Below are 17,381 nucleotides of genomic sequence, written 5' to 3' on the forward strand. Positions count from 1 at the left end.
CGGCGCGGCCCGTCCGCGCCGTCGTTCGGGTCGGCTCACGCCGCGCTCTGCTGAAACTGGATCCGATGCAGATGCGCGTACAACCCATCCTGCTCCAGCAGTTGCCGGTGGCTGCCGCGCTCGACGATGCGCCCCGCCTCCATCACCAGGATGCGGTCCGCGCGCTCGATCGTCGACAGCCGGTGCGCGATCACGAGCGTCGTGCGCCCCGCCATCAGCGTCTCCAGCGCGGCCTGCACGTGGCGCTCCGACTCCGAGTCGAGCGCCGACGTCGCCTCGTCGAGGATCAGGATCGGCGCGTCCTTGTAGATCGCGCGCGCGATCGCGAGGCGCTGCCGCTGGCCGCCCGACAGCTTCATCCCGTTATCGCCGATCAGCGTGTCGATGCCTTCGGGCAGCGCCGCGATCGTGTCCCACAGGTTCGCCGCGCGCAGCGCGTGCTCGACGCGCGCGCGGTCCGGCGGCTGTCCGTACGCGACGTTGCTCGCGACGGTGTCGTTGAACAGCGTCACGTCCTGGCTCACCATCGCGATCTGGCTGCGCAGCGCATGGAGGTCGTATTCCGGCAACGCGACGCCGTCGACGAGAATCTCGCCGTCCGACGGATCGAAAAAGCGCGGCAGCAGGTTCACAAGCGTCGTCTTGCCGCTGCCCGACGGCCCCGCGAGCGCGACCATCTCGCCCGGCGCGACCTTGAACGACACGCGCTCCAGGATCGACCGCGTGCCGGCGCCGTACTCGAACGACACGTCGCGGAACTCGATCTCGCCGCGCGCGCGGTCGAGCGGCTTGCCGCCGCCGGCAGGCTCGGCCGGCTCGTCGATCAGCCCGAAAATCAGTTCGGCGGCCGTCATCCCGCGCTGCAGCGGCTGGTTCACGTCGATCAGGTGCTTCAGCGGCGAGATCACGAGCAGCATCGACGTGACGAACGCGACAAAGCCGCCGACCGTCGTCTGGTCGTTCGACGCCTGCACGACCGCGATCGTCACGACGATCGCGAGCGCGATCGACGCGAGGAACTGCGTGAGCGGCTGCGCGAGGCCGCCGGAGATCGTCATCCGCATCTGGTAGCCGCGCAGCCGGCGGCTCATCTCCGCGAAGCGGCCCATCTCGTACGGCTCGCCGTTGTGCACCTTCACGACCTTGTAGCCGCCGACGGTCTCCTCGACCACGTACGACAGCTCGTTCGTCAGCATCTGGTGCTCGCGGTTCAGCCGCCGCAGCCGCCGGTTGATCTTGCTGACGAGCCAGCCGATGCCCGGCAGCAGCACCGCGACGATCAGCGTGAGCCGCCAGTTCAGGATGAACAGATAACCGAGCAGGAACAGCACCGTCAGCGAATCGCGCACGAGCGTGACCATCACGCCCATCAGCACGTTCAGGATCTGGTTCACCTCGAACACGATCGCGTTGATCACGGTGCTCGCGGTCTCGCGCTGGAAAAAACCGACGCTCGCGTGGATCATCCGGTCGAACATCTTGAGCCGCAGTTCGAGCAGGATCTTGTTCGACACGTACTGCAGCAGGTAGCCGGACGAGTATTGCGCGACGCCGCGCACGAGCGCGAGGCCGATGATCGCGAGCGGCACGAGCCATTTCGCGAGCGGGCTGCCGGCGCTGCCGAAACCGTGGTCGAGCAGCGGCTTGAGCAGCGCCGGGATGCCGGCCTCGGTCGCGGCGACGAACGCCATCGCGATGATGCCGCCGATCAACGCACCGAGGAGCGGCTTCACATACGGCCACAACCGGCGTCCGATAACGCCGGCGGACGACGCGGTGCCGGAGCCGGCCGGCTTGCTTAACGTGGACTTCTGGGTCAAGGAATCCTCTGGAAACGCGATGACGGACGTCCGTCCGGCGGCCGGACGGAAAAACAGGGTACCGCATTGTAAACGTTCGGCCGTGGCGGGTCCGATACGTCCGATACACGTCTGGTACGGACCGGGGACGCGGCCGGGCACGCGCGCTGCGCCGGCGACCGATGGCCCGATGCGGGCGTCGCGTCGCATCGCAAACGTCCGGCGCCGCACAGGCGGCTGTGTATACTTGCGCGACACTTCATCGGGCCGAAGCCCGCCACTTCCCCAGCGCAGCATGAACCACACCACGCTCGGCGTCGCCCTGATCACCCGCAACGCCGCCGCCCGGCTCGCCGACTGCCTCGACGCGCTGTCGTTCGCCGACGAGGTCGTCGTGATCGACAGCGGCAGCACCGACGGCACCGCCGACATCGCCCGCGCGCACGGCGCGCGCGTGATCGTGCAGACCGACTGGCCGGGCTTCGGCCCGCAGAAGAACCGCGCGCTCGACGCGCTCGGCACGGACTGGGTGCTGTCGATCGATGCGGACGAAGTGGTGTCGCCGGAACTGGCGGCGGCGATCCGCGCGGCGATCGCCGCGCCGCAGGCCGACGTCTATGCGGTGGACCGGCTGTCGAACTTCTGCGGCGCGTGGGTCCGGCACAGCGGCTGGCATCCTGACTGGATTCCGCGCCTGTTCAGGCGCGGCGTGGCCCGCTTCTCGGACGACCTCGTGCACGAGCGGCTCGTGTTCGAGGGCGCGGCGCGGCGGCTGACCGGCAAGCTGCTGCACTACTCGTACGACGACTACGCCGCGGTGCTGCGCAAGCTCGATGCGTATTCGACCGCCGGCGCGCAGCAGCGCGCGGCGGCCGGTCAGCGGGGAAGTTTCGGCAAGGCGATCGCGCGCGGCGCGTGGGCGTTCGTGCGCACGTACTGGCTGCGCGGCGGGTTCCTCGACGGCCGCGCGGGCTTCATGATCGCGGTGTTCAACGCGGAGACGGTCTACTACCGGTTCCTGAAGCTCGCGTTGCTGAACAAACACAACGGCAACGCGCGCGGCCCGCGCTGAAGCGCCGGCGCGGCCCGCGCCTGCGTCCTCAGTACACGATCTCGATCGAGCTGCCGGCGAACTCGCCGCGCAGCGCGGCGAGCAGATCGTCGGTCGGCTTCACCCGCCACGCATCGCCGAGCCGCACCTCGCCTTCCGCGCGGTCGTTGCGATAGACGATCTGCACCGCAAGCCCGTTCGGGATCACCGGCTGCGCACGCTCGCGGTCGCGGCCGTAACCGCCGCCGCCGTCCCGCCCGCCGCGCGACGGCGTCTGCGCGACCGGCGCCGGCAGCGTGTCGTCCGGCTTCGCACGAAACGCTTCGAGCACGCTGCGCAGCGTCTGCGCATTCGCGTTGCCGTTCATCTGCACCTTCACCGCCTGCGCATAACGGCTGCGCGCGCGTTCGAGGTCCATCACGGTATCGACGGTGAAGCGGATGCCGCCGGTAAACGCGTCGTTGCGCGCCTGCCCCTGCACGACCAGCAGTTCGTCTTCCTTGAACAGTTGCCGGTGCGCCTCGTACTGCTCGTTGAACACGGTCACTTCGCACTGGCCGGTGCCGTCGTCGAGCAGCGCGATCAGCATCTTGCCGCGCTGGGTCATCTGCGTGCGCAGCGACGCGATCACGCCGGCGACCAGCTTGTCGCGCCCTTCCTTCAGGTCGCCGATCTTCTGCCGCACGAAGCGGCGCACTTCGTCCTTGTACGCGTCGAACAGGTGGCCCGACAGATAGAAGCCGAGCGCGCCCTTCTCCTCCTGCAGCTTGCGCTTCTCCGGCCACGCCGGCTCGCCCACGAGTTCGTGCGCCGCGAGCGGCGCGTCGCCCATGTCGAACAGGCCCGCCTGCATCGCGTTCGCGCTCGCCTGCTCGGCGGCTTCCATCGCGAGCGGCACCGACGCGAGCAGTTGCGCGCGGTTCTCGTGCAGCGTATCGAACGCGCCCGCGCGGATCATCGCCTCGACGGTGCGGCGGTTCACGATCCGCCGGTCGATCCGCTCGCAGAAGTCGAACAGGTCCTTGAACGGGCCGTCCTCGCGCGCGCGCAGGATCTCTTCGATCGCGTTCTGGCCGCTGCCCTTGATCGCGCCGAGGCCGTAGCGGATCGTCCGCGAACGGGGTTTTTTCTCGCCCGCGCCGGCTTCCGCGACCGGCTCGAAGCGGTACGCGGACCGGTTGATGTCCGGCGGCAGCACCTGCATGCCGTTCGCGATGCAGTCCTCGAACAGGATCTTCACCTTGTCGGTGTCGTCCATCGCGAGCGACATGTTGGCCGCCATGAATTCGGCCGGATGGTGCGCCTTCAGCCACGCGGTGTAGTACGCGAGCAGCGCGTACGCGGCCGCGTGCGACTTGTTGAAGCCGTAGCCCGCGAACTTCTCCATCAGGTCGAAAATCTCGTCGGACTTCTCGCGTGACAGACCGTTCTTCGCCGCGCCCTCCGCGAAGATCTCGCGGTGCTGCGCCATTTCCTCGGGCTTCTTCTTGCCCATCGCACGGCGCAGCAAATCGGCGCCGCCGAGCGAGTAGCCGCCGATGATCTGCGCCATCTGCATCACCTGCTCCTGATAGACCATGATGCCGTAGGTCTCTTTCAGGACCGGCTCGACGCGCGGATCCGGATACTCGACGATTTCGCGCCCGTGCTTGCGCGCGCAGAAGCTCGGAATCAGGTCCATCGGACCCGGGCGGTACAGCGCGACGAGCGCGATGATGTCCTCGAAGCGGTCCGGCTGCGCGTCCTTCAGCATACCCTGCATGCCGCGGCTTTCCAGCTGGAACACGGCGACGGTGTTCGCTTTCTTCAGGATCGAGAACGACGCGGGGTCGTCGAGCGGCACCTGCATCAGCGACCAGTCCTGCTTCGACGGATCGAGCATCCGGATGTAGCGCTCGGCCCAGTCGAGGATCGTCAGCGTGGTGAGGCCCAGAAAGTCGAACTTCACGAGGCCGACAGCTTCGACGTCGTCCTTGTCGTACTGGCTGACGACGCCGCTTTCGTCGCCCTGCGTGTACAGCGGGCAGAAATCGGTCAGCTTGCCGGGCGCGATCAGCACGCCGCCCGCGTGCATCCCGACGTTGCGCGTGAGCCCTTCGACGAGCTGCGCGAGGTCGAGCAGTTGATGCACCTCGTCCTCGTTGTCGTAACGCTCCTGCAGCAGCGGCTCTTCCTTCATCGCGTCCGCGATCGTCACGTGCTTGCCCGGCTTGAACGGGATCAGCTTCGCGACGCCGTCGGTGAAGTTGTAGCCGAGGTCGAGCACGCGGCCGATGTCGCGCACCGCCGCCTTCGCCGCCATCGTGCCGAACGTCGCGATCTGCGACACCGCGTCCGCGCCGTACTTGTCCTTCACGTACTGGATCACGCGGTCGCGGCCGTGCTGGCAGAAGTCGATGTCGAAGTCGGGCATCGACACGCGTTCCGGATTCAGGAACCGCTCGAACAGCAGGTTGTAGCGCAGCGGATCGAGGTCGGTGATGCCGAGCGCGTAAGCGACGAGCGAACCCGCGCCGGAGCCCCGGCCCGGACCGACCGGCACGCCGTTGTTCTTGGCCCAGTTGATGAAGTCCGCGACGATCAGGAAGTAGCCCGGAAAGCCCATCTTGATGATCGTGCCGCACTCGAATTCGAGCCGCTCGTAATAACGCGCGCGTTCGCGGTCGCGCTCCGCTTCGTCCGGGTACAACTGCACGAGGCGCTTTTCCAGGCCCTCCTTCGACAGTTGCACCAGGTAGTCGTCGAGCGACAAGCCATCGGGCGTCGGAAAGAGCGGCAGCTTCGGCTTGCCGAGTTCGAGCGTCAGGTTGCAGCGTTTCGCGATTTCGACGGTGTTCGCGATCGCGGACGGGATGTCGGCGAACGCCGCGACCATCTCGTCCTGGGTGCGAAACCGCTGCGCGGTCGTGAAGCGTTTCTGCCGGCGCGGATTCGCGAGGATGTCGCCTTCCGAGATGCACACGCGCGCCTCGTGCGCGGTGAACTCTTCGTCGGTCATGAACTGCATCGGGTGCGTCGCGACGACCGGCAGCTTCAGCTTCGCGGCCAGCGCGACCGCCTGCTGCACGTAAGCCTCGCCGCCCGGCTGACCGCAGCGTTGCAGCTCGATGTAGAAGCCGTTCGGGAACACCTTCGCCCAACGCCCGGCATGGCGCTTCGCCGCCTCGTCGTTGCCGGCGGCGAACGCAAGCCCGATGTCGCCCTGCTGCGCGCCGGACAGCGCGAGCAGCCCTTCGGCAAGCCCCGCTTCGAGCCACGCGGCATCGACTTCCGCGCGGCCGCGATACTGGTTCGTGAGCCACGCCTTCGTCAGCAGTTCGCACAGATTCAGATACCCGCGCCGGTCCTTCACGAGCAGCAACAGCCGCGCAGGCTTGTCGCGATCGTCGTGGTTCGTGATCCACACGTCGCAGCCGGCGATGGGTTTGACCCCTTTGCCGCGGGCTTCCTTGTAGAACCGGACGAGGCCGAACGCATTGCCGAGGTCGGTGAGCGCGAGCGCGCCCTGGCCGTCGCTGGCCGCCGCCTTGACGACGTCGTCGAGGCGCACGATGCCATCGGCAATCGAGAATTCGGAGTGAACGCGAAGATGGACGAAGCGGGGATCTGACATGGGCGTCATTGTAACTCCACCGATCCGCGAATTCCGGCAACGCGCGGCGCGGATGCGGCACGTCGGCCATCCGGCCAGGGGCCGCGGCCATGCGTCGATCATGCTCGCCGTGGCACGCCGCGAACGGACCGCGCGGGTGGCGCAAAGCCGGGTTGAGGGATAATGCGGGATTGCGCCCGCGCCGCGAAGCCGGCCCGCGAACGCGTCCACTCCGTTCAAGAAGTCATGCAAATCCTGAATCTCTCCGCCTACCGGTTCGTGACGCTCGACAAGACCGTCGAATGGCGTCCGCTGCTGCTCGAACGCTGCCGCGCGCTCGACCTGCGCGGCACGATCCTGCTCGCGCCGGAAGGCATCAACCTGTTCGTCGCCGGCACGATCGAAACCGTGCGCGCGTTCATCGACTACCTGCGCCACGACCCGCTGTTCGAAGGCCGGTTCGCGGACCTCCAGTTCAAGGAAAGCCTGTCGGAGAACCGGCCGTTCAACCGGATGCTCGTGCGCCTGAAGCGCGAGATCATCACGATGAAGAAACCCGCGATCCGCCCCGAGGAAGGCCGCGCGCCGTCGGTCGCGCCGCGCACGCTGAAGGCATGGCTCGACCGCGGCCACGACGACGAAGGCCGCCCGGTCGTGATGCTCGACACGCGCAACGCGTTCGAAGTGGACGTCGGCACGTTCGACCGCACGCTGGACTACCGCATCGATAAATTCAGCGAATTTCCGGCCGTGATCGAGGCGCACCGCGCGGACCTCGAAGGCAAGACGGTCGTGTCGTTCTGCACCGGCGGCATCCGCTGCGAGAAGGCCGCGATCCACATGAAGGAAGTCGGCATCGACCACGTGTATCAGCTCGAAGGCGGCATCCTGAAGTATTTCGAGGAAGTCGGCGGCGCGCACTATCACGGCGACTGCTTCGTGTTCGATCAGCGCACCGCGCTGAATCCGCAACTCGAACCGACCGCCACCGTGCAGTGCTTCGCGTGCCGCGCGGTCGTCACGCCGCACGAGCAGCAGTCGCCGCTGTACGTCGCGGGCCAGAGCTGCCCCGCGTGCCATCCGCAGCGCGCGGAACGCGCGGCGACCGAAGCCGGCAACGCGGCGGACGCGCACGCCGCGTGAACATGCGCCTGAGCGGGCGCTCGAACGTGAGCTCGAACGTGAGCTTGAACGTGAGCTTGAACGTGCGCTTGAGTCCACCTTACCGCGGCCGCTTCGCGCCGTCGCCGACCGGGCCGCTGCACTTCGGCTCGCTGGTGTCGGCGCTCGCGAGTTACCTCGATGCGCGCGCGCATGAAGGCGCATGGCTCGTGCGGATCGAGGACATCGACGGACCGCGCACGGTCCCCGGCGCGGCCGACGACATTCTCGCGACGCTCGCGCGCTTCGGCATGCACGCGGACGAGCCGCCCGAATGGCAGAGCCGCCGCATCGACCGCTATCGCGCGGCGCTGGACCGGTTGACGGCGGACGGCCACGTGTATCCGTGCGGCTGCACGCGCAAGGAAATCGCGGATTCGCAACTGCACGCGCACCAGCGCAATACCACGCTGATCTATCCGGGCACCTGCCGCAACGGGCTGCACGGCAAGCCGCCGCGCGCGTGGCGGCTGCGCGTGCCGGATGGCGACGCCGCGCTGATCCGCTTCGACGACCGCTGGCAGGGGCCGCAGCAGCAGGATCTCGCGACCGAGGTCGGCGACTTCGTGCTGCTGCGCGCGGACGGGCAATGGGCGTATCAGCTGGCGGTCGTCGTCGACGACGCCGCGGCCGGCATCACGCACGTGGTGCGCGGCGCGGATCTGCTCGACTCGACCGCGCGGCAGATCTGGCTGCAACGCTGTCTCGGCGCGCCGACGCCCGCGTGGATGCACGTGCCGGTCGTCACGAACGCACACGGAGAAAAACTCAGCAAGCAGAACGGCGCGCAGCCGCTGGATGCGTCGCGGCCGCTCGACGCGCTGGTCGCCGCCGCGCGGCATCTCGGGCTCGAACTGCGCGACGACGGACCCGCGTCGCTGGATGCGTTTTATGCGGATGCGACGCACGCGTGGACGCGCAGGCTCACGCGGTTGTCGGCGGGCTGACCGGCGCTGACGGTGCGCGGCCGCCCGCGCAGGTCGGCTGCGACGGCGATGAAACGCGCCCCTCTCGCGTCGGCTACCGCCCATTACCGGTCGAGCCTGGAACCACCGCGCCACAACGAACGACACCGGCGCATCAAAACAAAACGGCGTGCCGCCGAAGCGCGCACGCCGTTGAATCGCCCCCGTCAGCCGCGCGACCCGCGGCGACGAAGCAATCCGGTCAGGACGACGAAGACGTCTTGCGCGGCATCCCGAACCCGCCGAGCAGCGCGGCGAGCGGCTGCTTCGACTGCGGCTTCTGCGGCGCGGACGCCGGTTTCTCGTCCGCCTCTTTCGCGGCCGGCGACGGCTCGTAAGGCTTCAGGAAGAAGTCGTCGACCGGCGGCGTCTGCCGGTGGTGCGGCCGGTCGAACGACGGCGAGCGCCGATGGCCGCGCTCGCCGCGCGCCTCGTGGCTGTCGCGCTCGCGACGGCCGCCGCCGCTCGTGCTGCGGCTTTCGTGATGATGCGCGACCGGCACGTCGACGGTCAGGCGCTGCACGTCGAGCGGCCGCTTGATCAGCTTTTCGATGTCCGCGAGCTGCTTCTTCTCGTTCGGGCTGCACAGCGACAGCGCGTCGCCGGACGCGCCCGCGCGGCCGGTGCGGCCGATCCGGTGCACGTAGTCCTCGGCGTTGAACGGCAGATCGAAATTGATGACAGCCGGCAGTTCCACGATGTCGAGGCCGCGCGCGGCGACGTCGGTCGCGACGAGCGCCTCGATCTCGCCGCGCTTGAACGCGTCGAGCGCCTGCATCCGCTCGCCCTGGGTGCGGTCGCCGTGGATCGCGGTCGCGACGACGCCGCTCTTCTCCAGTTGCCGCGCGAGCCGGCTCGCGCCGATCTTGCTGTTGCAGAACACGATCACCTGCTTGAGCCCGCGGTCGCGGATCAGTTGCACGACCGCGCCGGTCTTGTCGCCTTCCGCGACTTCGTAGACGACCTGGGTGACGTTCGTCGCGGTCGAGTTGCTGCGCGCGACCTCGATCGTCAGCGGATTGCGCAGGTAGGTCGACGCGAGCTTCTTGATTTCCGGCGAGAACGTCGCGGAGAACAGCAGCGTCTGACGCTCCTTCGGCAGCAGGTTCAGGATCCGCTGCAGGTCCGGCAGGAAGCCCATGTCGAGCATCCGGTCGGCCTCGTCGAGCACCAGCATCTGCACCTGGCCGAGATTCGCGGTCTTCTGCTGCACGTGGTCGAGCAGGCGGCCCGGCGTCGCGATCAGGATCTCGACGCCGCGCCGCAGTTCCGCCGACTGCGGATTCATGTCGACGCCGCCGAACACCACCGTGCTGCGCAGCGGCGTGTGCTGCGCGTACAGGCGCACGTTCGCGGCGACCTGGTCGGCGAGTTCGCGGGTCGGCGTGAGGATCAGCGCGCGCACCGGATGGCGCGCCGGCGACGCGCTCGTGCTCGCGGACGGCAGCAGCCGCTGGATGATCGGCAGCGAGAAGCTCGCGGTCTTGCCGGTGCCGGTCTGCGCGGCGCCCATCACGTCGCGGCCGGTGAGCACGACCGGAATCGCCTGCGCCTGAATCGGCGTCGGCGTCGTGTAGCCCTGTTCCCGGATCGCCTTCAGGATGTCGGGGGCAAGGCCAAACTGATCGAAGGTCGCAGTGCTGGGCGTGACGGCTGTGTCGGACATGGTGGCTTCGCTATAAAGGCGCGCTTGCGCGGCGGCGCTGACGCGCCGCATGGCGGCCCGATCGGGGACTGCCCGTCAGGTCGCAGATGCAGTAACGCCGGAGGAACGACGCCGGCGTACGGACGGGGCGTCGGGATTGCCGATCGGCGGCAGGATCGCGCGGATGCGCCGCCCCGGGCATTCGGCGCCGCGCGGCCGCACTGGAAAGGCAGGCCGGCGCCGAGCCGCCGAAAGCGCAGCATTGTAGCACCTTGGCACAAATACCCATGGACAGCGCGCCGGCCTGTCTCTTCCGCGCCGCGCGGCCGCCCCGGCGGTATCGGCGCGGGTCTCGCCACGAGTCTCGCCCCGATTCGCGCCGGGGTTGCCCTCACCACCCCCGTCACCACGTCTCGCGTACGACCATCAGGCGCGGCTCCGTCATGTCCTCGATCGCATAGCGCACGCCCTCGCGCCCGAGTCCCGAATCCTTCACGCCGCCGTACGGCATGTTGTCCACGCGGAACGACGGCACGTCGTTGATCACGACGCCGCCGACCACCAGTTCGTCCCACGCGCGATGCGCGTGCGCGAGCGAATCGGTGAACACGCCGGCCTGCAGGCCGAAGTCGCTGTCGTTGACGGTCGCGAGCGCGGCGCCGAAGTCGTCGAAGCGTTCGAGGATCGCGACCGGCCCGAACGCCTCGCGGCGATACAGGTCGGTATCGCGGCCGACGTTCTCCAGCAGCGTCGCCTCGAACATCGCGCGCTCGACGTGGCCGCCCGCTACGATCTTCGCGCCCGCCTTCACCGCCGCGTCCATCCAGCCGGCGAGCCGGCGCGCCTCCGCTTCGGAGATCATCGGGCCGACGAAGGTCTTTTCGTCCTTCGGGTCGCCCATCTTCAGCGACTTCGTTTTCGCGACGAACTTTTCGCGCAGCGCGTCGTACAGCGACGCGTGCACGAGCACCCGCTGCACGCCGATGCAGCTCTGCCCGGACTGGTAAAACGCGCCGAACGCGAGCCGGTCCACCACGTAGTCGAGCCTGTCGCGCTGGTCCGCGTCGACGATCGCGGCCGCGTTGCCGCCGAGTTCGAGGATCACCTTCTTCTTGCCGGCCTTCTTCTTCAGGTCCCAGCCGACCGCCGGCGAGCCGGTGAACGACAGCAGCCGGAACCGCTCGTCGGTCGTGAACAGGTCCGCGCCGTCGCGATGCGCGGGCAGCACCGAGAACGCGCCCTTCGGCAGATCGGTTTCCGCGAGCACTTCCGCGATGATGAGCGCGCCGACCGGCGTGCGGCTCGCCGGCTTCAGCACGAACGGCACGCCGGCCGCGAGCGCGGGCGCGACCTTGTGCGCGGCGAGGTTCAGCGGGAAGTTGAACGGCGAGATGAACGAGCACGGGCCGATCGGCACGCGCTTCACGTAACCGCGATAACCCTTCGCGCGCGCGGAGATTTCGAGGTTCACGATCTCGCCGTCGATGCGCACCGCCTCCTCGGCGGCGACCTTGAACGTGTCGATCAGCCTCGACACCTCGCCGCGCGAATCGTTGATCGGCTTGCCGGCCTCGATGCACAGCGCCATCGCCATTTCGTCGAAACGCTCGCGAAAACGCGCGACGCAGTGCTCGATCACCGCCTGGCGGCGAAACGGCGGGAACGCGCGCAGCGCAGGCTGTGCCGCGTCGGCGGCGGCGATCGCGCGGTCGATTGCCGGGGCGTCCGCGAGCGCGACGCGCGTCGCGACCTCGCCGGTGTATTTGTCGGTGACTTCGAGATCGGTGTTCGCGGCGACAGGCTCGTTCGCGAGGTAATACGGATACGTCGGCTTCAGCATCGCAGATCCTCCTGGAAGCGCGGCGCGGCGTCGGCGCGGTGTGGCGTCGCCGCTCGCGGGATGCCGTCCGGGGTAGCAACGCGCGAACCCGGCGCGGGTCGCGGCGGCGCTGTCGGAGAAACGTAAGCGGACCGGTGCCGCCCAGCCATGCGCGGCTTCGACGCAGGATGAGGCGGACGCTTCCCGGCCGGTGCCGACAGCGTACGCCGATGCGATGAACGGCGCGCGACAGCGCGCCGGCGCCTTGGGAGCAAAAGGGAGCGGTTGTGGACGCGCGTTCAGCGCATGATCGTCGCGCAGCCGGCGACGACCGGCTGCGCATTCTCGCCGGCCATCGCGTCGTACAGGTCCGCGCGCGGCCCTTTTGTCCACCACGTGTAGCGGTCCGCCTGATAGCGGACGCCGGATCCGGAAACCGTCGCGACGAGCAGCGGGTTGCGACCGCCCACCGGCACGAGCGCGAAACTCTGCCCGTTCGTCGCGTTCAGGTACGTGACGCGGAACGTCTTGCCGTTCGCGCACGTGTAGCGGTACGTGTGGCGCGACTGCAACTGGATTTCGCGCATCACCGACGCGGCCGCGTGCGCGGGCGAAACCACGCCGGCCAGCGCACAGATCAACGCGGCGCTCAGCGCCGCGCGCGCCACCGCGAACCGTCTTTCGTTCATTGCGTTCTCCCGCTGTTGCCGCATGCCGGACGCGGCGGGTGCGTCACGGATCGATCACGTCCGCGCATGCGTCGGTCGGCGCGGCCGCGACATGGCCGACGACCGGCACGATCTTCAGTCCCGCGGACGCGACCCGGCACGGCGCGGCCGCGAGACCGCAGCCGGACAGCGCCGCGCCGCACAGCGCGACCACGAGCCACCGCGCGATCGACCGGCCGCGCGAGCGGGCATTCGGCGAGTTCGTCATCGTGTCACCCCGGCGAAGGATTGGAAGCCGCCGGAACCGCATCCGCCGGTCCCGGCCGCCGCCATTGCGTCGCATAACCGCTGCATGGCCGCCCGCCCCTCGTCATTTCGCCGCATCGCCCGCCACCGGACGCACCGCCGACGCCGACTGGCGCGCGCGCTCGCGCGCCTCGTCCACGTTCGCGCCGGCCGCGAGCGCGACGCCCATCCGCCGCTTCACGAAGCTCTCCGGCTTGCCGAACAGCCGCAGGTCGGATTCCGGCACCGCGAGCGCCTGTGCGACGCCCTCGAACGCGATCCCGCGCGCGTCGACGCCGCCGTAGATCACCGCCGACGCGCCCGGCTTGCGCAGCGCCGTATCGACCGGCAGGCCGAGGATCGCGCGCGCATGCAGTTCGAACTCGGACAGACGCTGCGTGCACAGCGTGACGAGCCCGGTGTCGTGCGGACGCGGGCTCACTTCGGAGAACCACACGTCGTCGCCGCGCACGAACAGCTCGACGCCGAACAGGCCGCGCCCGCCGAGCGCCGCCGTCACCTTGTGCGCGACGTCGCGCGCGCGCTCCAGCGCGAGCGCGCTCATCGGCTGCGGCTGCCACGATTCGACGTAGTCGCCGTCCACCTGGCGATGGCCGATCGGGTCGCAGAACGAGGTCGCGACTTCGCCGGTCGCCGGGTCGATCGCGCGCACGGTCAGCTGCGTGATCTCGTAGTCGAAGTGGATGAACCCCTCGACGATCACGCGGCCGCGATTCACGCGCCCGCCCGCCAGCGCATACTGCCACGCGGCCTCGACGTCGGTCTCGCTCTTCAGCACCGACTGCCCCTTGCCCGACGACGACATCACCGGCTTCACGACGCACGGATAACCGACCTTCGCGATGCCCGCGCGCAGTTCGTCGAGCGAATCCGCGAACGCGTACGGCGACGTCGGCAGGCCGAGTTCCTCGGCCGCGAGACGGCGGATGCCTTCGCGGTTCATCGTCAGCTGCGCGGCGCGCGCGGTCGGGATCACTTCCGCGACGCCCTCGCTCTCGACGGCGGCCAGCGCATCGGTCGCGATCGCCTCGATCTCGGGCACGACGAGATGCGGACGCTCGGCGTCGATCAGCGCGCGCAGCGCGAGCGGGTCGGTCATGTCGATCACGTGCGCGCGGTGCGCGACCTGCTGGCCAGGCGCGTTCTCGTAACGGTCGACCGCGATCACTTCGACGCCGAGCCGCTGCAGCGCGATGATCACTTCCTTGCCGAGTTCGCCGGCGCCGAGCAGCATCACCCGGGTGGCCGACGGGGAAAGCGGCGTGCCGATGCGAGGGGCGGTCTGCATGATGTCTCCAGAATGAAAAAGCTGCACGAAACGAAAGAGCGCCGATGTTAACACGCAGGTGCGCCGCATCGACGTGTGCGCGGGCCGCAGCACGCCTGCATTGCGCGAGCGCGTGCGGCGGCCGGTGCGCCGACGTTTTGGCTCGCGCGCGGCCCCACTACTGCGTTACCCTTACGCCTTCGCCGATTTACGAGGAACGATGCGATGTCCGCTCGCACCCGCTTGCTCACCCCCGCGCGTTCGATCGCGTCGCGCGCCGCGTCCCGCCTCGCGCCGCTGGCCGCGCTCGTCACGCTGACCGCGCTGCTCGCCGCGTGCGCGCTGCCGGTCCACACGGACGGGTCCGCCGCGCCGGCCGATCCGTTCAACCCGGCCGCGACGCAACTGCTCGACAACACGCAATGGACGCTGACCGGCTGGCAGCACGCGGACGGCACGGCCCGCGCGGTGCCGTCCGGCGATGCCGGCGCGCAGCCGCTGACGCTCGACCTGTCCACCGCGACCGGCCAGCGTCACGCGAGCGGCTTTTCCGGCTGCAACCGGTTCATGGGCAGCTATACGCTGAAGGATGGCCTGCTGTCGTTCGGCATGCTCGCCGGCACCCGGATGGCGTGCGTCGGGCCGGGCGGCGACATCGAGCCCGCGTTCCTCGACGCGCTCGCGCACATCGCACGCAGCGGCGTGCAGTGGCGCGAGCCGCGCGAACTGCAACTGGTGCTCGAAAACGGCGACCGCCTGACGTTCACGCAGCGCAAGCCGTGAGTGTCCTGCTGTCGGGCAGCCGCGTCGAGACCCGGCGCGGCTGCCTTTTTTGTTACGCCCGTTGTTACGCCCATTGTTATCCGCGTGGTTGACCACGCGATTGACCGCGTTGTTACCTGTGTCGTTGCCCGCGCGCGATGCGTCGGCGCGCAGCGACGGCGGCGCGCCGGTTTCGGCGGCCGGCTCCCGGGGCCGACCTTCGGAGGCCGCGCGTCACCGGTTACACTCGGCGGGTCGCAAACCCTTTTGATCCTTGATTTCCGGCATGCACACGGTAGTTCTCGGCTGGTTCGGCGCATCGGCCGTCTGGTTCCTCCCTCTCGTCTGGCGACTCGTCAGGTCCGTGCTGCCCGGCGGCGCGGGGCTGCGCGGGCCGGGCACGATCCGGTTATGGCTCGGCTTCGTCGGCGTGCTCGTCGCGAGCTGCGCGCTGGAGGCGGCGCTGATCGACATCGCCGGCGTCAACGCGTTCGGGCATCTCGTCGCGGGCGGGCTGGCGAAGCTCGCGGGACACATCGCCGCGCCGGTGGCGATGGCGGTGCTGTTCGTCGCCGCGCTGCCGTGGCTGCTCGACTTCCGCTGGCGCGGTGTGCTGGCCTGGGCCGACCTGTCGCTCGGGCTGGGGCTCGGCATCGGCCCGGGACGCGGCGACGACGACACGCCGCGCGAAGAGCGCCGCAGCCGGCGCGCGCAGGCGGCCGAGACGCCGCTGCCGCAGACGACGCTATCCGCGACGAACGGCGCGCAGCCGCGCCGCGGCGAACGCTGGACGCGGCCGACCGTGTGGCGGCCGCCGGCGACGACGACGGTGCAGCGTGGGACGGCGGCGGGTGGCGGTTCGGCGGCGGGCGCGATGGCCGCCGCAGGGACGGCGCAAGGCGCGACGCCTGCGGGCGGGTTCGCCGCCGGTCCCGCTGTATCGCGGGCCGAACCGAAGTTCAGCGGTTCGTCGGTGGCGGGTCGTGCGGGTGAATCGGCTTTGTCGATGCCGTCGCGGACGGCCGAGCCTGGCGGGGCGATGCCGCTACGCTCGTCTCGCATGGCTGAACCGGCAGGCGCCGGGATGGCCGCGCCTGCGCGCGCGTCCGAACCCGTTATGTCACCGCCGGCGGCAATGCCAAAGCCGCCTGCACCCTCCGACGCGTCCGGCGAATGGACACGCACCGAACCCGTTGCGCCGGCGGAGTGGCTTCGCAATACGCCTTCGGGATCGCGTTCGTCTGCGACGTCACAAGGCAGCGGCGCCGCCGCAGCCGATGCGCGCGCGCGCTCCACGACTTCCGCCGCGCGGCGCATGCCGGCCGGCATCGACAACGCCGAGTCATGGCGCACGGCCACCTCCGCTCGCAACGTGCCGCCCGTCCCCGCCGCCGGCGTCGTGCGGCCGCCGCTGCATGCGTCGTCGTCGGCGGTCGCGGCGGCGGCCGTCGTCGCCCAGCACGGTTTTGCGACGCCTTCCGGATCGGCCGGCCACGCGCAGCCGTTCGGCGCGACGGCGCGCGGTCGCGGCGGTCCGCCGCCGGTAGCCGGCAGCACCGCGGCGCGCGCCGCCGCCGCCGCGCCGGCAGCGCGGACGGTCAAACCGCCTCGGCCGTATGTCTGGACGCCGCGTAGTCCGCAAGCGCCGGCGCATGCGCAATCGTCGAGCGCCTCGCCAGTGGCTGCGGGCAGCAGCAGCGCGCCGGCGTTTTCCCGGCCGGCGGCGGCGTCGAACGACGAGCCGCCACGGACGCCTACGTCGGAAAACGTCGCCGCGACGCTGCGCGCGATCGAGGAGAACGCCGCGCGGTGGACGGCACTCGCCGGCGCAAATCCCGCGCGGCGTGCCGGGATGGGCAATGCGGAGCCGCCGCTGGAGAACGGCGCGGTCGATGGGGCTTCTTCTTCCTACGCGATCGGCGCGGACTCCGTCGCGGTCAATGACGGTCCTCCCGATGTTGTGAGCGCGGTTTCGTCGGTCGCGCCGGATGCGGCCTCCGATGGATCGGCCGCCTTGGCTGAAACTCCCCCTGCCCTGCCGGAAGCGCCGCTCACTCCGAAGCCGGCCGCCCCCATTCAGCCCGTGCGTGACAACGACGGTACAACCGGGCGTGCCAGTGCGAGCGATGGATGGCCCGCTGCCGAAAACGGCCTCGCGCCGTGGGTCCTGCTCGATGACAATGAGCCCGCCGGAACGCCATCGGCTGCGTTCGATGTCGAACCAGTTGCTTCCGTCGAAACGACACGTTCGGCCGAACCTTTGGATGCGGTCGCGCCTGACGATGCGTTGCCGTTCACGGACGCGTTGCCGTCGGCGGCCTTGGCATGGCAGCCCGACGTCGTGCA

Annotated in this window: 12 protein-coding genes; 4 read left to right on the forward strand and 8 right to left on the reverse strand. The window is 69.6% G+C overall.

Annotated elements, in window-relative coordinates; translation table 11 throughout:
- Window positions 1-35: 35 nt before the first annotated feature.
- Window positions 36-1,820, reverse strand: a complete 1,785-nt coding sequence (msbA, locus tag BLV92_RS13435) for a lipid A export permease/ATP-binding protein MsbA (protein WP_090545639.1) — start codon at window positions 1,818-1,820, stop codon at window positions 36-38.
- A gap of 274 nt (window positions 1,821-2,094) precedes the next feature.
- Between msbA and BLV92_RS13440 the strand changes: the two genes are divergently transcribed.
- Window positions 2,095-2,871: a glycosyltransferase family 2 protein gene (locus BLV92_RS13440; RefSeq protein ID WP_090545641.1), complete on the forward strand. Its 777-nt coding sequence runs from the start codon at window positions 2,095-2,097 to the stop codon at window positions 2,869-2,871.
- 28 nt (window positions 2,872-2,899) lie between these two features.
- Here the strand turns inward: BLV92_RS13440 and dnaE are convergent, their stop codons facing one another.
- A complete protein-coding gene (gene dnaE / locus BLV92_RS13445) occupies window positions 2,900-6,472 on the reverse strand; it encodes a DNA polymerase III subunit alpha (protein WP_090545643.1) in 3,573 nt (1,190 codons plus the stop codon).
- Between the two features lie 216 nt (window positions 6,473-6,688).
- Between dnaE and BLV92_RS13450 the strand changes: the two genes are divergently transcribed.
- Window positions 6,689-7,585 (forward strand): sulfurtransferase, encoded by an 897-nt coding sequence (locus tag BLV92_RS13450; protein ID WP_090545645.1) that lies wholly within the window; start codon window positions 6,689-6,691, stop codon window positions 7,583-7,585.
- 68 nt (window positions 7,586-7,653) lie between these two features.
- A complete protein-coding gene (gluQRS, locus tag BLV92_RS13455) occupies window positions 7,654-8,550 on the forward strand; it encodes a tRNA glutamyl-Q(34) synthetase GluQRS (RefSeq protein WP_244283794.1) in 897 nt (298 codons plus the stop codon).
- A 220-nt stretch (window positions 8,551-8,770) separates the two neighbouring features.
- Here gluQRS and BLV92_RS13460 read toward each other — a convergent pair whose 3' ends face one another.
- The 5 genes from BLV92_RS13460 to purT form a co-directional block, all read right to left on the reverse strand.
- The gene (locus BLV92_RS13460) at window positions 8,771-10,234 is read right to left on the reverse strand and encodes a DEAD/DEAH box helicase (RefSeq protein ID WP_090547059.1); all 1,464 of its coding nucleotides are present in this window, start codon (window positions 10,232-10,234) and stop codon (window positions 8,771-8,773) included.
- Window positions 10,235-10,616: 382 nt separating this feature from the next.
- Entirely contained in the window at window positions 10,617-12,053 is a 1,437-nt protein-coding gene (locus BLV92_RS13465; RefSeq protein WP_090545647.1) for an aldehyde dehydrogenase family protein, read from the reverse strand.
- A gap of 278 nt (window positions 12,054-12,331) precedes the next feature.
- Window positions 12,332-12,721 (reverse strand): MliC family protein, encoded by a 390-nt coding sequence (locus BLV92_RS13470; protein ID WP_090547061.1) that lies wholly within the window; start codon window positions 12,719-12,721, stop codon window positions 12,332-12,334.
- Between the two features lie 43 nt (window positions 12,722-12,764).
- The gene (locus BLV92_RS13475) at window positions 12,765-12,968 is read right to left on the reverse strand and encodes a DUF6726 family protein (RefSeq protein ID WP_090545649.1); all 204 of its coding nucleotides are present in this window, start codon (window positions 12,966-12,968) and stop codon (window positions 12,765-12,767) included.
- A 102-nt stretch (window positions 12,969-13,070) separates the two neighbouring features.
- Window positions 13,071-14,294 carry a formate-dependent phosphoribosylglycinamide formyltransferase gene (purT, locus tag BLV92_RS13480; RefSeq protein WP_090545651.1) on the reverse strand — a complete coding sequence of 408 codons (1,224 nt, stop codon included), beginning with the start codon at window positions 14,292-14,294 and terminating at the stop codon, window positions 13,071-13,073.
- A gap of 204 nt (window positions 14,295-14,498) precedes the next feature.
- Between purT and BLV92_RS13485 the strand changes: the two genes are divergently transcribed.
- Window positions 14,499-15,056, forward strand: coding sequence for an META domain-containing protein (locus BLV92_RS13485; RefSeq protein WP_090545653.1), 558 nt, complete (start codon window positions 14,499-14,501; stop codon window positions 15,054-15,056).
- 213 nt (window positions 15,057-15,269) lie between these two features.
- On the opposite strand, the gene BLV92_RS32570 is transcribed toward BLV92_RS13485, so the two are convergent.
- Window positions 15,270-16,895 carry a hypothetical protein gene (locus BLV92_RS32570; RefSeq protein ID WP_244283831.1) on the reverse strand — a complete coding sequence of 542 codons (1,626 nt, stop codon included), beginning with the start codon at window positions 16,893-16,895 and terminating at the stop codon, window positions 15,270-15,272.
- Window positions 16,896-17,381: the final 486 nt, after the last annotated feature.

The organism is Paraburkholderia caballeronis (assembly GCF_900104845.1).
In the GTDB taxonomy this organism is placed as follows: domain Bacteria; phylum Pseudomonadota; class Gammaproteobacteria; order Burkholderiales; family Burkholderiaceae; genus Paraburkholderia; species Paraburkholderia caballeronis.

Excerpts from the sequence above, each read along its gene's own strand:
- BLV92_RS13440 (WP_090545641.1), top strand. The coding sequence starts at position 2,095 with ATGAACCACACCACGCTCGGCGTCGCCCTGATCACCCGCAACGCCGCC.
- BLV92_RS13450 (WP_090545645.1), top strand. The coding sequence starts at position 6,689 with ATGCAAATCCTGAATCTCTCCGCCTACCGGTTCGTGACGCTCGACAAG.
- BLV92_RS13470 (WP_090547061.1), bottom strand. The coding sequence starts at position 12,721 with ATGAACGAAAGACGGTTCGCGGTGGCGCGCGCGGCGCTGAGCGCCGCG.
- BLV92_RS13465 (WP_090545647.1), bottom strand. The coding sequence starts at position 12,053 with ATGCTGAAGCCGACGTATCCGTATTACCTCGCGAACGAGCCTGTCGCC.
- BLV92_RS13460 (WP_090547059.1), bottom strand. The coding sequence starts at position 10,234 with ATGTCCGACACAGCCGTCACGCCCAGCACTGCGACCTTCGATCAGTTT.
- BLV92_RS13485 (WP_090545653.1), top strand. The coding sequence starts at position 14,499 with ATGTCCGCTCGCACCCGCTTGCTCACCCCCGCGCGTTCGATCGCGTCG.
- purT (WP_090545651.1), bottom strand. The coding sequence starts at position 14,294 with ATGCAGACCGCCCCTCGCATCGGCACGCCGCTTTCCCCGTCGGCCACC.
- BLV92_RS13475 (WP_090545649.1), bottom strand. The coding sequence starts at position 12,968 with ATGACGAACTCGCCGAATGCCCGCTCGCGCGGCCGGTCGATCGCGCGG.
- dnaE (WP_090545643.1), bottom strand. The coding sequence starts at position 6,472 with ATGACGCCCATGTCAGATCCCCGCTTCGTCCATCTTCGCGTTCACTCC.